The organism is Streptomyces sp. NBC_00250 (genome assembly GCF_036192275.1).
GTDB lineage: Bacteria > Actinomycetota > Actinomycetes > Streptomycetales > Streptomycetaceae > Streptomyces.
Map to the genome: position 1 here is coordinate 1,124,347 of NZ_CP108088.1, position 14,258 is coordinate 1,138,604.

General features: G+C 71.9%; 14 protein-coding genes. 8 read left to right on the plus strand and 6 right to left on the minus strand.

Annotation, left to right across the window (positions count from 1 at the left end; genetic code table 11):
- Positions 1-151 precede the first annotated feature (151 nt).
- Positions 152-646 (plus strand): MarR family winged helix-turn-helix transcriptional regulator, encoded by a 495-nt coding sequence (locus OG259_RS04940; RefSeq protein WP_328941059.1) that lies wholly within the window; start codon positions 152-154, stop codon positions 644-646.
- Positions 647-999: 353 nt separating this feature from the next.
- A complete protein-coding gene (locus OG259_RS04945) occupies positions 1,000-3,150 on the plus strand; it encodes an MMPL family transporter (protein WP_328941060.1) in 2,151 nt (716 codons plus the stop codon).
- 41 nt (positions 3,151-3,191) lie between these two features.
- Here OG259_RS04945 and OG259_RS04950 read toward each other — a convergent pair whose 3' ends face one another.
- From OG259_RS04950 to OG259_RS04970, 5 genes are all read right to left on the minus strand, one after another.
- Positions 3,192-4,106, minus strand: coding sequence for an amino acid ABC transporter permease (locus tag OG259_RS04950; RefSeq protein WP_328941061.1), 915 nt, complete (start codon positions 4,104-4,106; stop codon positions 3,192-3,194).
- The gene (locus tag OG259_RS04955; protein WP_328941062.1) at positions 4,103-4,768 is read right to left on the minus strand and encodes an amino acid ABC transporter permease; all 666 of its coding nucleotides are present in this window, start codon (positions 4,766-4,768) and stop codon (positions 4,103-4,105) included. Before OG259_RS04955 ends, OG259_RS04950 begins: the two co-directional genes overlap by 4 nt.
- 10 nt (positions 4,769-4,778) lie before the next feature.
- Complete coding sequence (locus OG259_RS04960; protein ID WP_328941063.1) at positions 4,779-5,648, minus strand: glutamate ABC transporter substrate-binding protein; 870 nt, start codon at positions 5,646-5,648, stop codon at positions 4,779-4,781.
- 51 nt (positions 5,649-5,699) lie between these two features.
- A complete protein-coding gene (locus OG259_RS04965; RefSeq protein ID WP_328941064.1) occupies positions 5,700-6,455 on the minus strand; it encodes an amino acid ABC transporter ATP-binding protein in 756 nt (251 codons plus the stop codon).
- Positions 6,456-6,644: 189 nt separating this feature from the next.
- Positions 6,645-7,340: an alpha/beta hydrolase gene (locus tag OG259_RS04970; protein WP_328941065.1), complete on the minus strand. Its 696-nt coding sequence runs from the start codon at positions 7,338-7,340 to the stop codon at positions 6,645-6,647.
- A gap of 214 nt (positions 7,341-7,554) precedes the next feature.
- Between OG259_RS04970 and OG259_RS04975 the strand changes: the two genes are divergently transcribed.
- Positions 7,555-8,013, plus strand: a complete 459-nt coding sequence (locus tag OG259_RS04975) for a Crp/Fnr family transcriptional regulator (RefSeq protein WP_328941066.1) — start codon at positions 7,555-7,557, stop codon at positions 8,011-8,013.
- A 49-nt stretch (positions 8,014-8,062) separates the two neighbouring features.
- Here OG259_RS04975 and OG259_RS04980 read toward each other — a convergent pair whose 3' ends face one another.
- Positions 8,063-8,728, minus strand: coding sequence for a Tat pathway signal sequence domain protein (locus OG259_RS04980; protein WP_328941067.1), 666 nt, complete (start codon positions 8,726-8,728; stop codon positions 8,063-8,065).
- Between the two features lie 541 nt (positions 8,729-9,269).
- Between OG259_RS04980 and OG259_RS04985 the strand changes: the two genes are divergently transcribed.
- The 5 genes from OG259_RS04985 (at position 9,270) to OG259_RS05005 (ending at position 14,183) form a co-directional block, all read left to right on the plus strand.
- Positions 9,270-9,944 (plus strand): TetR/AcrR family transcriptional regulator, encoded by a 675-nt coding sequence (locus OG259_RS04985; protein WP_328941068.1) that lies wholly within the window; start codon positions 9,270-9,272, stop codon positions 9,942-9,944.
- 196 nt (positions 9,945-10,140) lie between these two features.
- Complete coding sequence (locus OG259_RS04990; protein WP_328941069.1) at positions 10,141-10,800, plus strand: DUF6230 family protein; 660 nt, start codon at positions 10,141-10,143, stop codon at positions 10,798-10,800.
- 2 nt (positions 10,801-10,802) lie between these two features.
- Positions 10,803-11,255 (plus strand): DUF6114 domain-containing protein, encoded by a 453-nt coding sequence (locus OG259_RS04995; RefSeq protein ID WP_328941070.1) that lies wholly within the window; start codon positions 10,803-10,805, stop codon positions 11,253-11,255.
- A gap of 185 nt (positions 11,256-11,440) precedes the next feature.
- Complete coding sequence (locus tag OG259_RS05000; protein WP_328941071.1) at positions 11,441-12,754, plus strand: alpha/beta hydrolase; 1,314 nt, start codon at positions 11,441-11,443, stop codon at positions 12,752-12,754.
- A gap of 88 nt (positions 12,755-12,842) precedes the next feature.
- Complete coding sequence (locus tag OG259_RS05005) at positions 12,843-14,183, plus strand: carboxyl transferase domain-containing protein (protein ID WP_328941072.1); 1,341 nt, start codon at positions 12,843-12,845, stop codon at positions 14,181-14,183.
- The last annotated feature ends 75 nt before the right edge of the window (positions 14,184-14,258 follow it).

The window sequence follows — 14,258 nt, forward strand, 5'->3', positions numbered from 1 at the left end:
CGCCGTCGGTGTCCGTTCCGTGGTCGGTGGAGGTCCGCCGTCGGTGAGGGTGCCGCTCTCCCCCATCGGCCTGGGGTGCGGCTTCCTCCTGTTCTCTTCCGGTGGTGCGGCCGCCGCGGATGCACGGGGCCGGTTTCTATAGGCTGATCGTGTGGCCAGTACAGAGGAACCCGAGACCGGCGGGACCGCCCCCGGGCGCGTGCCGGGTGATGCGCAGAGCTTCGCCCGCGCGCTGCGGCGGACGAACGGTGAGATCAATCGACTGGTCCATGGTTTCGCGCTCGCGCAGGGACTGCATCCCACGGACGTGCAGGCGCTCTCGGTCGTCCTGGACAGCCCGGAGCCGCTGACGCCGGGTCGTCTGAGGGAGCACCTGGGGTTGACCTCGGGGGCGGTCACGGCCTGTCTCGACCGGCTCGAACGGGCCGGGCACATCCGCCGCTCCCGGGAGAGTGCCGACCGCAGGCTCGTCCATGTGCATTACGTGGAGGGGGCGAAGGCCGCCGCACGCAGCTATTTCATGCCGCTGGCACAGGCGGCGGAGCGGGCCCGGCTGCGGTTCGACGCGGAGGAGCTGGCCGTGGCCGTGCGCTTCCTGGACGCGTTGAACGAGGAACTCGGCGACCTGCACGTCCCGCGCCGCTGACCGAGGCGGGCGCCGCCCCGGCGAGCCGTCGGCCTTCGCCGCGTCGGCGAGCCCTCACCTCCCACGCGTCTCCCCCCGGGCGAGCCCTCGCCTCCCGCGCGTCTCCCCCGGGCGAGCCCTCGCCTCCCGCGCGTCAATCTCCCCCACCGGGCGAGCCCTGATCTCCCGCCTTCTCTCCCCCGCGAGCCCTCGTCCCTCTCCCTTCTCTCCCTCGCCCTCTCTCCCCCGGCGAGCCCTGGGCACCCCATGCCCCTCGCTCGGCCTCCCCGTGCTTCAATCTCTCTCAATCATTGAGATTCTTTCTCCTTGAGACACTTCCTTCCGTGTCGAGAGACCCCTGCCCTGGAGTCCGCATGCCCCGCCCCACACGATGGGCCGCCCGTCTGCTGCCCCTCGTCCTGCTCGTCCTCTGGCTCGCCGTCGGCGGCGGGCTCGGCCCGTACGCGGGCAAGCTCGGCGAGGTGGCCACCAACGACCAGGCCGCCTTCCTCCCGCAAAGCGCCGAGTCCACCCGGGTGATCGAGGCCCAGCGTGCCTTCCGCCAGGACGAGACGCTCCCCGCGCTCGTCGTCTGGACCTCACCGGGCGACGGACCGATCGACCCCGAGACCCGGGCCGCCGCCACCCGCGCGCTGGCCACGCTCACCGGGCAGCCCGGTGTCGTCGGCACCCCGACCCCGGCGCTGCCCTCCGAGGACGGGAAGGCGCTGCGCGGAGTCGTACAGCTCCGCCCCGACCTCGGTGACGAGCTCACGCCCACGCTGGAGGAGATCGACCGGGCGGCCTCCACGGTGCCCGGGACGACCGTGTGGCTCGCCGGTCCCGCCGCCACCCAGGCCGATCTGTCGGACGCCTTCGCCGGCATCGACGGGCTGCTGCTCGCGGTCGCCCTGGTCACGGTGCTGCTCATCCTGCTGCTCGTGTACCGCAGCGTGCTGCTGCCCCTGATCATCATCGTCGGCGCGGTGCTCGCGCTCGCCCTGGCCTGCGCCGTGGTGTACGTGCTCGCCGACCACGACGTCGTCCGGGTCGACGGACAGGTCCAGGGCATCCTGTCGATCCTCGTCATCGGCGCTGCGACCGACTACGCGCTGCTCCTCGCCGCCCGCTACCGCGAGGAGCTCGCCCGACTCGACGGAGAGCGTGTCCCCGCCATGCGCGCGGCGCTGCGCCGGTCCGCCGGTCCCATCACGGCCAGCGCGGCCACCGTCGCGCTCGCCCTGCTCGCCCTGCTGTTCAGCGATCTCACCAACAACCGGGCCCTCGGCCCGGTGGGCGCCATCGGCATCGTCTGCGCCGTGCTGAGCACGCTGACCTTCCTGCCCGCCGTGCTGGTCCTGCTCGGCCGCGCCGCGTACTGGCCCTCCCGGCCCCGCCCGTCCGAGTCCGGGGGCGACGGCCACAAGATCTGGCGCCGCGTGGCCTCGCTGGTGGACCGTGCTCCCCGCAAGGTATGGGCGGTGACGCTCGCCGGGCTCCTCGCCTGTGCCGCCTTCGCGCCGGTCCTGGAGTCCAAGGGAGTGCCGCTCGACGAGATCTTCGTGAACGACGCCCCGTCCGTCGCCGCGCAGGAGCAACTCGGACGGCACTTCCCCGGTGGGGCGGGCAATCCGGCGATCGTGATCGCCGACGCGGACGCGGCGACCCGGGTGACCGCGGCCGCCGAGCGGGTCGAGGGAGTCGACTCGGCCGCGGCCGTCACCGCCTCCGGCCGGCCGGGGGCCGGGGCACCGCTGGTCGTCGACGGCCGGGTCCGGATCGACGTCACCCTGACCGACGCCGCCGACAGCGACGCGGCCAAGGCGGCGGTGGCCCGGCTCCGCACGTCCGTGCACGCGGTGCCGGGGGCGGACGCCCTCGTCGGTGGCTACACGGCGCAGCGGTACGACACCCAGCGGACCGCCGAGCGCGACCGGATGCTGATCGTGCCGGTGGTGCTCGCCGTCATCCTGGCCATCCTCGTGCTCCTCCTCCGCTCGGTCCTGATGCCGCTGCTGCTCGTGGCCACGGTGGCGCTGAACTTCCTCGCCACCCTCGGGGTGTCGGCCCTGGTCTTCCGGTACGTCTTCGGGTTCAGCGGCACGGACTCCTCGGTCCCGCTCTACGGGTTCGTGTTCCTGGTCGCGCTCGGCGTGGACTACAACATCTTCCTGATGTCCCGCGTGCGGGAGGAGTCGCTGCGGCACGGGGTCCGCGAGGGCGTGCTGCGCGGGCTGACCGCCACCGGCGGTGTCATCACGTCCGCCGGTGTGGTGCTGGCCGCCACGTTCGCGGCGCTGGGCGTCATTCCGCTCGCCTTCCTGGTGCAGATCGCCTTCATCGTCGCGTTCGGCGTCCTCCTGGACACCCTCGTCGTCCGCTCGCTGCTCGTGCCCGCTCTCGTACGGGACCTCGGCCCCGTCGCATGGTGGCCGGGCGCGCTCAGCCGGAAGGCGACGGGGCCGGAGGGCGTCGGCACCGCTCGGGACGACGCCGGTGCCACGGGTACGCCCTCCCGGCCCTGACCGGAGTCACGCGCGCGCGTGACCCCGCCCCTCCCCGAGGGTCACTTGGTCTCGTCGGTCGGACCCATGTGTTCGCCCGGCGTGGCCAGTTCCTCGACCGCGCCCACGCCGACGACCGCGCCCGTGGACTTCTTGCCGCGCCGCAGCCGGCCTTCGAGCCAGGAGGCGAAGGTGGTGAGCGCGAAGTTGAGGATGACGAAGAGCACGGCGACGACGGTGAAGCAGGCGATCGTGTTGGCCCCGTAGTTGGCGCTCATCGGACGGACGGAGGCGAGGAGTTCGGAGAAGCCGAGCATCGCGCCGCCGAGCGCGGTGTCCTTGACGATGACGACGAGCTGACTGACGAGAGCGGGCAGCATGGCCGTGACCGACTGCGGGAGGAGCACGTACGTCATGGTCTGGCCCTTGCGCATGCCGATGGCCTTCGCCGCGTCGGTCTGGCCCGCGGGGAGGGCGAGGATGCCGGCGCGGACGACCTCGGCGAGAACGGAGGCGTTGTAGAGGACGAGGCCGGTGACGACGGCGTACAGCGGGCGGACGTCCGGGCTGATGTCGATGAACTCGGAGTAGGCCTCGTTGGCGAAGAGCATGAGGATGAGGACGGGGATCGCGCGGAAGAACTCGACGACGGTGCCCGCCGTGCCGCGTACGGCCCGGTGGTCGGAGAGGCGGGAGATGCCGAGGAGGGCGCCGAGGGGCAGGGCGATCACCATGGCGAGTCCGGCGGCGATCACGGTGTTCTTGAGGGCGGGGAGGATGTACGTCTCCCAGACGCGGGCGTCGGTGAAGAAGGGGGCCCACTTGGACCATTCGAGCTGGCCCTTGTCGGCGAGGCTCGCCACGACCCACCACACGACCGCGGCCAGCGCGACAAGGAACAGCAGCGTCCAGAGGACGTTGCGCCGCCGGGCGCGGGGCCCGGGAACGTCGTAGAGGACGGTGGGCTTGGTCTTCACCGTTTCACCGCCACCTTCTTCGCCACCCAGCCGAAGAAGAGTCCGGTGGGCAGGGTCAGACAGATGAAGCCGACGGCGAAGATCGCGGAGATGAGGATGAGCTGGGCCTCGTTCTCGATCATCTCCCGCATCAGCAGGGCCGCTTCGGCGACGCCGATGGCGGCGGCCACGGTGGTGTTCTTGGTGAGGGCGATGAGGACGTTGGCGAGGGGCCCGACGACGGAGCGGAAGGCCTGCGGGAGCACGACGATGCGGAGCACCTGCGGGAAGCTGAGACCGATGGCGCGGGCCGCCTCGACCTGTCCGAGGGGGACGGTGTTGATGCCGGAGCGCACTGCCTCGCAGACGAAGGCGCTGGTGTACGCGGTGAGACCGAGGACGGCGAGCCTGAAGTTGATCGTGGTGAAGCGATCGGCGCCCATGTCGACGCCGAGGGTCTGGAAGAGGCCGAGCGAGGTGAAGACGATGATGACGGTGAGGGGGATGTTGCGGACGATGTTGACGTAGCAGGTGCCGAAGCCCCGCATCAGGGGGACGGGGCTGACGCGCATCGCGGCCAGCAGCGTCCCCCAGATCAGGGAGCCGATCGCCGAGTAGACGGTGAGCTGCACCGTCACCCAGAAGGCTCCCAGCAGGTCGTACCCCTGAAGGAAGTCGAACACGACGGCCCGCTCACTTCACGATGACGCCGATCTCGGGGGCGGGTTCGTTCTGGTAGCCGGCGGGGCCGAAGTTCTTCTTCACCGCCGCGTCCCAGGAACCGTCGGCGACCATCTTCTCCAGGGCCGTGTTGATCTTCGCCTTGAGTTCGCTGCCCTTCTGGACGCCGATACCGTAGTTCTCGTTGCTCATCTTGAATCCGCCGAGCTTGAACTTGCCCTTGAACTCCTCCTGCGACGCGTACCCGGCGAGGATCGAGTCGTCGGTGGTGACGGCGTCGATGACACCGTTCTCCAGACCGGTCAGGCACTCGGAGTAGCCGCCGTACTCCTGGAGTTGGGCGTCGGGGGCGATCTTGTCCTTGACGTTCTGCGCGGACGTCGAGCCGGTGACCGAGCAGAGCTTCTTGTTGTTCAGGTCGGACGGCTGCTTGATCGAGTCGTCGTCGGCGCGGATCAGCACGTCCTGGTGGGCGAGGAGGTAGGGGCCGGCGAAGTCGACCTTCTCGGCCCGCTTGTCGTTGATCGAGTAGGAGGCCGCGATGAAGTCCACGTCACCGCGCTGGAGCAGCGTCTCCCGGTCGGCGCTCTTGGCCTCCTTCCACACGATGTCGGACGGGTCGTGGCCGAGTTCCTTGGCGATGTACGTGGCCACGTCGACGTCGAAGCCGGTGTAGGTGCCGTCGGGGGTCTTCAGGCCGATGCCGGGCTGGTCGTACTTGATGCCGACGGTGATCTCGTCGCCGCCGTGGTCGCGGGGCACGGCACCGGTCGCGCCGTTCGCGAATCCGGCGGAGGTGAAGGAGAGGACGACGGCCGCGGCGACGGCCACGGTGGCCCTGCCGGTCCGGACGGTGGCCCTGTGGGTCCTGGTCGTGTTCATGAGGATCACCCCTGGGGGCTGCTGGTCGGGCGACGGCCGTGCCGGGCGAGCTCAGTGGTGGAGGATCTTGGACAGGAAGTCCTTGGCACGGTCGCTGCGCGGGTTGCTGAAGAACTCGTCCGGGGTCGTCTCCTCGACGATCCGTCCGTCGGCCATGAAGACGACGCGGTTGGCGGCGGAACGGGCGAAGCCCATCTCATGGGTGACGACCACCATCGTCATGCCGTCCCGGGCGAGTTGCTGCATGACCTCCAGGACCTCGTTGATCATCTCGGGGTCGAGCGCGGAGGTCGGCTCGTCGAAGAGCATCACCTTCGGATCCATGGCGAGGGCGCGGGCGATCGCCACGCGCTGTTGCTGGCCGCCGGAGAGCTGCGCCGGGTACTTGTCCGCCTGCGAGGCGACACCGACCCGGTCGAGGAGGGCGCGGGCGCGCTCCTCGGCCGCCTTCCTGTCCTTCTTGCGGACCTTGATCTGGCCCAGGGTGACGTTGCCGAGCACCGTCTTGTGCGCGAAGAGGTTGAAGGACTGGAAGACCATGCCGACGTCGGCCCGCAGGGCCGCGAGTTCACGCCCCTCGGCCGGCAGTGGGCGTCCGTCGACGACGATCTCGCCCTTGTCGATGGTCTCCAGGCGGTTGATCGCGCGGCAGAGCGTCGACTTCCCCGATCCGGACGGCCCGATGACGACCACGACCTCGCCGCGGTGGATCGTCAGGTCGATGGACTGGAGGACGTGCAGGGCGCCGAAGTACTTGTCGACCCCGCGCAGCACGACGAGCGCGTCTCCGCCTTCCGGGACGGGCATGGCACCCTCCTGGCTCGCGCTGTTCTCCGCTCACGCCCCCGCTTGCCGCTTCCTCCTCACGTTCATGCTCCGCCCTCCGCCCTGCCCCCGCACGCCGGAGGGGTGCACGGAGGGTGAGCGGGTACGCCGAGACGTGACCCCCGGCCGGGGCCGGGGGTCACGTGGTGGAAGGGAGGACCGGCCGGGCGGTCAGGCCCCGGTCTCGCGTACGGCCAGCTCGATCAGGTCGCAGACCTCGGCGGGCTGGGAGGCGAGCGAGGCGTGGCTCGCGTCGAGCTCGATGGTCTTGCGCGGGTTCATGCGCGCGGCCATGCGGCGCTCGTTGTCCGGGTGGATCATGCGGTCCTCGGTGGAGACCTGGTAGTACGTGGGCTTGGCCCGCCAGGCCGGGGCGGTGACGTTGTCGCCGAAGGTGGAGGCGAGCGGTGCCTTCTGGGTGACGGCCATGACCAGGGCCTCTTCCTGGCTCAGGTCCTGGGCGAAGCTGTCGTGGAACTTGTCCTGCTTGACCCAGAGGTAGCCGTCGGAGTCGGGGACGATGTTCTCGAAGGCGGCCGGCGGGTGCTCCTGGCTGATCTGTCCGGGGCTCTCCCCCGCGTCGGGGGCGAACGCGGCGATGTAGACGAGGCCGGTCACGTTCGGCAGGTCGCCCGCCTCGGTGATGACGGCCCCGCCGTAGGAATGGCCGACGAGCAGCACGGGCCCGTCGACCTGCCTGACCATCTTCCGGGTGCGCTCGGCGTCCTCGGCGAGCGAGGTGAGCGGGTTCTCGACGGCGTGGAGGCGGTCGTGGCCGCGCCGGTGGAGTTCGGTGATCACCTTCGACCAGTGGGCGGCGCCGCCCCAGAAGCCGTGGACAAGGACGATCGCGGGCTTGTCTGCCATGGGTTCCGTACCGATCTGCGCGAGGAATGGATCCCGCCCCTGCTCCCGCCCCGTACCCCCGGCGTCACGCTACGGGAGGGGCGCCGAGCCCGCACGTCCGGCCGGAGCACGCGCGCGTACGGCGGCGGCGCACGCGTACGCCCGGAGCAGGCGCGCGTGGGGGCGGGCTGGCGGACACTGGGGGTGGGAGCCGACTGTGCGAGGAGGGTCCGCCATGAGCAGTGCCGCACCCAAGGTCAGCACGTTGCCGCCGGAGCACCGGGAGCGGCTGATGGCCTTCGCCGAGGACGTGCACTTCGAATCCGGTCACCGGCTGTTCGAGGAGCAGCAGCACGCGGACCGGTTCTGGATCGTGAAGACGGGCGCGGTGACGCTCGACGCGAAGGTGCCGGGGCGCGGGGCGCCCGTGATCGAGACCTTGCGCCACGGGGAGCTGGTCGGCCTGTCGTGGCTGTTCCCGCCGTATCTGTGCCAGTCGGGTGCCGAGGCGATGACGCCGGTCCGGGCGCACGAGTTCGACGCCCCCGCCGTCCGCTCGATGTGCCATACGGACAAGGAGTTCGGGGCCTCGGTCATGTTCTGGGTGGGCGCGATCCTGGCCCATCGCCTCCATGTGACCCGGGTCCGGCTCCTCGATCTGTACGCCCCGCACGGGAGCGGAATCCTGGCCTGAGCGCTCCGGCCCTCTCGTACCCGAGTACGAGGGGGCCGGAGCTCGGGGGTCAGTTCACGAAGACGGCGGGACTGCCGGCCTGGCTGGTGTCCCGGACGGGTCCGTACTTGGCGGAGAAGTAGCCGTTGGCCGGGCAGGTGCCGGGGCCGCTGAACTTGGTGAACTGCTGGTTGGTGAAGGTGAGCGAGTTGTCGGTGTTGGACGGTGTGGCGGTGAGGCTGGCGGCCCGGTAGACGCAGGTCGTCACGCCGAGGATGGTGTTGATCTTCAGGGTGGTCTGGATCGGGCCGGTGGCGCCCGCGGTGACGGTGAGCGCGCCGCCGGACACGACGGCGGTGGCGAACGGCAGGTTGTTCACCGTGATGCTCTGGACGCCCGTCGCTCCGATGATGTTGGTGGTGCAACTGCTCAGCGTGTGGGCCGTGGCGGACTCGGTGGCGGTGCCGGGCGCGGCGGGGTTGCCGGTGACGGTGGCGGTGAACGCAGAGGTGTTACAGGTGATGCCGGTGCTGCCGCCGGAGGTGGTGGCGATCCGGGCCTGCGTCCCGGCGGGGAGCGTGGCGTTGAGGACGTCGCCGACGGCGACGGCGGTGCCGCCCGGGCCACCGGTGGTGAGGACGTCGCCGGCGGCGGCGGTCGCACCGGCCTGGGTGGTCGCGGCCAGGCCGGCGGTGACGGCGAGGCCGAGGGTGACGAGGAGAGCGCGCTTGCGCATGAGGGTGCTTCCTTCCGTACGGAGGTGGGGGTGCGGAACTCGGCTGTACTGCGACGGTGCTGCTGCCGTACGACGGCTGTGTGCGGCCGTACGGCTGCCGTACTCGGCGGTGTGCGTGGGTCCGGCGGGGGTGTACGGGGATGCGCGGGAGCCAGGAGCGGCAGGCGAGGACGGGCGGCTGTGCGCAGGGGTGAGCGACAGGGGTGAACGGCTCCGCCTGGGGTCGAACGGCTCCCACGGGGAGCGAGCGGATCCAGGTACGGATCCGTGTACCGGATCCGCGTCCGGATCCGTGTGTCGGATCCAGGGACGGATCCGTGTCGGGTCGAGCGGCTCCGCGCAGGGGTGCGTGGCGGTACGGGCGGTGCGCGACCACCGCCGGAACGATCCGGCGCCACGGATGTCCGGCAGCGGTGACGCGAGAGGTGCGGGAGCGTGATACTCGGTGCGGTGCGCGGTGGGGACGCGCCGAGAGGAAAACCCATCAGGGTTGTAATCCTGTCGAGTATGTGACGTCAACAACCCGCGGAGGATGTGGCCGATGACGAGTGCTCACGGAACCGAGGAGGGGCTCGTCCTGCCGGGGGCCCGCTCAGGACGTGAGCCGGAGCGCTCGCTGCGCCCCGGGCCGCGCCGGCTCACGCCCGAGCAGGTGGCCTCCCGGCAGCGGGAGCGGCTGCTGGACGGCGTCGCCAGGACGGTCGCGGAGAACGGCTACGCGGGAGCCCGGATCAGTGACATCTGCCGGGCCGCCGGAGTGACCCGCCCCGTCTTCTACGAGCTGTTCTCCGGCAAGGAGGACGCCGTCATCGCCGCGTACCGGGGCGGCACGCAGCAGGTGGTGCGGGCCATGCAGCGGGCGTACGACGAGACGGGCGGCGCGACGGACTGGCCGAGCTCGGTACGGGCCGGGCTGCGGGTGTTACTGACCCTGCTCACCCAGACGCCGGCGTTCGCCACGATGGTGGTCGAGATCGAGTCGCTGGGGCCCGCGGGACGCCGGGCCCGCGCCGAACTTCTGGCCAGTTTTCGACGGTTCTTCACGGACGCCCCGCCGGGGCCGCCGTGGGTCGCGAGGGGTGAGCTGGTGGACACCGTGGTGGGCGCCGTCCACGCCGCGGTGCACCGGGCGGTCGACGAGGGGCGGACCGGCGATCTTCCCCTGCTCCTCGACAGTCTCGTGCATGTCGTCGTGGCCCCTTTCACCTCCGAATGATCGATCGTCAGGGCCCCGGCACACCACCGATGCACGGTGGTTGACCCCGGGTAACAGCAAGCCTTACGGTCCGAAAGGTTCCCTGCGGCACGTCTGCCTCCGCACCACGTGAGGAAGACCCAGGCGGGTTGGGGAACTGTCCGCGCCAGGACGTCGCCGCGCAGGTCTGTTTCCTCACTCACGTCAGGAGCACCGCATGGCCCTGTCCGAAGACACCCCCGAAGAGAACACGAACACCTCGTTACCCGAAGGCGGTTCGGGCAGACGCGGCCGGGTCCGCTTCCGCCGCGCCGCCCTGATGGGTGTCCCCGCCCTGGCCGCGGCCGCCACCCTCGTGGTACTGACCGCGCAAGGGGCGCTCGCCGCCCAGTTCGCCATCTCCGGCATGCCGTTCACGGTCACCGCCGACTCCATGGAGGGCAGGGGCTTCGGACAGTTCGGAGCCCTCGACAACATGGCGGAGGGCAGCCCCAACGCCGGCGACACCGGCGGTCAGGTGCTCGTCATCGTCACCGCGATCCGCGAGGCCGAACTCACCAGACTCTGCCAGAGCGTGGAACTCGGCGGCACGTTCCTGCACATCACGGCGGGCGGCGAGGGCACCCCCGTGAAGGCCTCGGGGCTCACCACCGACTCCACCGACATCTCCGGCAAGCTCGCCGACTTCGACAACATCGAGATCGGCGGCGACGCCAGCACCTTCGAGAAACCGCCGGTCAAGGGCCCGCTCGGCTCCTTCGGGCAGCAGGCCGACACCGTCACCATCAAGGACCTGCGGCAGACCAACTACGCCACGACCGCCGTCCGGTTCACCCTGCCCGACCTGCACATGAGCTTCAGCTCGAAGGGCTGCTGAGCGTGGCGCCCGGCCGTCCCCGGCAGCTCTGGCGGACCTTCCGGCGCTGGCGGCACCGGCGCCCCTTCGGCGCCGGTCTCGCCCTCGCCCTGGGCGGAGGCGAGATCCTGCTGACCCAGCGGGCGAGCATCAACGTGATCCTCACGGCGGGGGCCGACAGCCTGGTCGGCTACGTCCTCCCCGTGCTCATGGTCATCTGTGGACTGCTCGTCGTCCTCAATCCGCGCCAGCGGCTCTTCTACTCGGTCGTCGGCGTGCTGGCGTCCCTGGGGAGCTGGGTGACGTCCAACCTGGGCGGATTCTTCGTGGGGATGATGCTGGGGCTGATCGGCAGCTCGCTCGCCTTCGGCTGGCTGCCCGACCGGCCCCCGCGTGGCGGGTGGCGCCCCTGGCGCCGCACGTCGAGGACGGCCGGGCGAAACGGCAGCACGGAGACGCCGGCGACGGCCGGTTGACGACCGACGCCCTCGAAACCGCCGCTGCCGGGCAACGGCCCCCTGGAGTACGGGGGTTCCGAACACCGGCAGCGCGGCCACGGCTGAACCCGCCTTCCCCCTCCGGCCGTTGAGGACAACCCCACCCCTCGTCCGGGGGCCCACGGGATGTCCGCGACGCGGTGGCGACCCCTAGCGTCGTCGCCATGACAACCGATACTCGTTCTCGGGTCCGGGCGGGGCGGCGCCGTACCGCACGGCGTACCGTCGCCGCCGGAACCCTCCTGGTCATGGCCCTGCTCGCGGCCGCCCCCGCCGCCACCGCGTCCGGCCCTGCCGGGGCAGTCGCCTCGATCACGGCGGACCGGCAGGACGAATCCCGCCGCGGTGCCCTCCTCGACATCACCCCGGTCGCCGCCCTCGACCGGGCACAGGTGGCCGCGTTCGTCTCCGGGCCCGGGATCGACGCACGCGGCGTGCGGTACGGGGTGACGGCCCACCGGCTCACCTACCGCACCGTCACTCCCACGGGGGCACCGACCACGGCCACCGGACTCCTCGTCCTGCCCCGGGGCGGCCCGCACCGGCTCTCCCTGGTCTCCGACACGCACGGCACGATGGTGCACCGCGACTACGCGCCGTCGGTGGGCGAGGGATTCGGCCGGCTCTCCCCCTATCTGTACGCCGCCGGGGGCCGTGCCGTCGCCGCTCCCGACTACCTGGGGCTCGGCCGGGGCCCCGGCCGCCACCCGTACATGGACACCCGCTCCTCCGTCTCCGCCTCGCTCGACATGCTGCGCGCGGCCCGACAGGCCGCCCGGCGCCTCGGCCGGCCGCTCACCGGCGACGTGTACGCGACGGGATTCTCCCAAGGCGGGCAGGTGGCGATGGGGCTCGGCCGCGAGCTGGCCGGCGGGGCCGACCGCGGATTCCGGCTGCGGGCCCTCGCCCCGATCAGCGGACCGTACGACATCGAGGGCAGCGAGACCCCCGGGGCCTTCGACGGGCGCGTGGAGCCCCGGAGCGCCGTCTTCTACTTCTCCTACTTCCTCACCGCCCAGAACCGGCTCCGGCCGCTCTACCGGGACCCGGCCGAGGTGTTCCGTGCGCCGTACGCCGGGTTCGTCGAGGACCTCTTCGACGGTTCCCACGGCGAGGAGGAGATCACCGAACGGCTGCCGGGCACGCCGGAGGAGCTGTTCACGGCGGACTTCCTGGAGGAGCTGCGGCACCCCTCGGGCGAGCTGCTGCGCACGTTCCGCGCCAACGACGGCACCTGCGACTGGCGACCGGACGTGCCCGTACGCCTGTACACGGCCTCCGGCGACCGGGACGTGCCGATCGCCAACTCCCGCGCCTGCGCCGCGGACCTGGCCCGGCACGGGCGGAAGGCGACCGTCGTCGACCAGGGGGCGGTGAGCCACTTCGGGGCGTTCGGAACGTCCGCACCGCGGATCGCGGAATGGTTCGACGCGATGGACGCCCGTGCGACGCGGGGCGGCGGGGGCGGCGCGCGATAGGACGGTACGGTGGGAGAGCAAGATCCGGGCGGCGCCACGCCCCCGGTCCGCACTCCCCCACACTCCGTCGACGAGCTGCGAGGCCCGGATGAGCGACCCGACGACGGCACGCGAGGCGATCACCCTCGTCACCGGCGACGACTTCACCGAACTCCCCTTCACCGAGGGCCCTTTGACGGGTGACGGGCCGATCGGGTGGCCCGGCTACTCCGACACGCACGCGCGCGCCTCCGCCCGTACCGGCGAGACCGAGTCGGTGATCTGCGGGACGGGCGAGATCGGCGGCGTACAAGTGGTCCTGATCTCCTTCGAGTTCCGGTTCCTCGGCGGCTCCCTCGGAGAGCGGACCGGCGCGCGGGCCGCCGCCGCCCACGCACTGGCCCGCGCGCGACGACTGCCCGTGGTCGTACTGCCGGCCACCGGCGGCAGCCGAATGCACGAAGGCATGCGCGCTCTCCTCCAACTCCAGTTCCTGGCACGCGAGTCGGCCCTCACCCGGGCCGCCGGGCTGCCACAGATCGCCGTCCTGAGGGATCCGACGACGGGCGGCGGCTGGGCCACGCTCGGCGCCGGATCGGATGTGGTCCTCGCGCTGCCCGGAGCCCAGGTCGGCTTCGCCGGTTCCCGCGTCCGCCCGCCGGACGCGGACCCCGCCGCGTACACGGCGGAGGCACAGCTCGCCCACGGACACGTCGACGCGATCGTGACTCCGGACGCGCTCCCCGGCGCCCTCGGGCGCTGGCTCTCCCTGCTCACCCGCCCCGCGCAGGGCCCGGTCGCTCCGCCGCGTGCGCTCGGCGACCCGGGCACGCCGCCCGCCGCGAGCGGCCGGGAGGCGGTGGCCCGTGCCCGGCACCCCGAGCGGCCCCGGGCCGCCGCGTACCTCGACGCGCACTTCTCCGTCCGCGAGGAGATCTCGGGCGACCGCTCCGGGGGCGTCGACCCGGGCATGCGGTGCGGCTTCGGGCGGCTCCCCGACGGACGTACGGTCGCGTACGCCGCGCAGTGCGGGACCGCGACCCGCCCGGCCGGCTTCCGTACGGCCGCCCGGCTCGTGCGGCTCGCCGACCGGCTGGGGATCCCCGTCCTCACCCTCATCGACACGCCGGGGGCGGCCAACGACCCGGCGGCGGAGCGCGCCGGAGCGGGCCCCGCGATCGCCGACCTGTTCGCCGCCGTGGTCTCCGCCCGCGTCCCCGTCACCTCCCTCCTCATCGGCGAGGGCGGCTCGGGCGGCGCGCTCGCCCTCGCCGCCCCCGACAACCTCTGGGCGACGCCCGACAGTTACTTCTCGGTGATCGCCCCGGAGGCCGCCGCCTCCATCCTCAAGCGCCCGCCGGAGGAGTCCGACACCACGGCGGACCAACTTCGTCTGCGGCCACGGGACCTCCTGGACCTCGGTGTCGTCCGGGGCGTCGTGGAGCCGTAGGACCCGCCCGACGGCGAGCCCACGGGCGACCGCCGTCGCGCGTCCTGTCCGTACCTTTGCCATGTGCTGTACGGG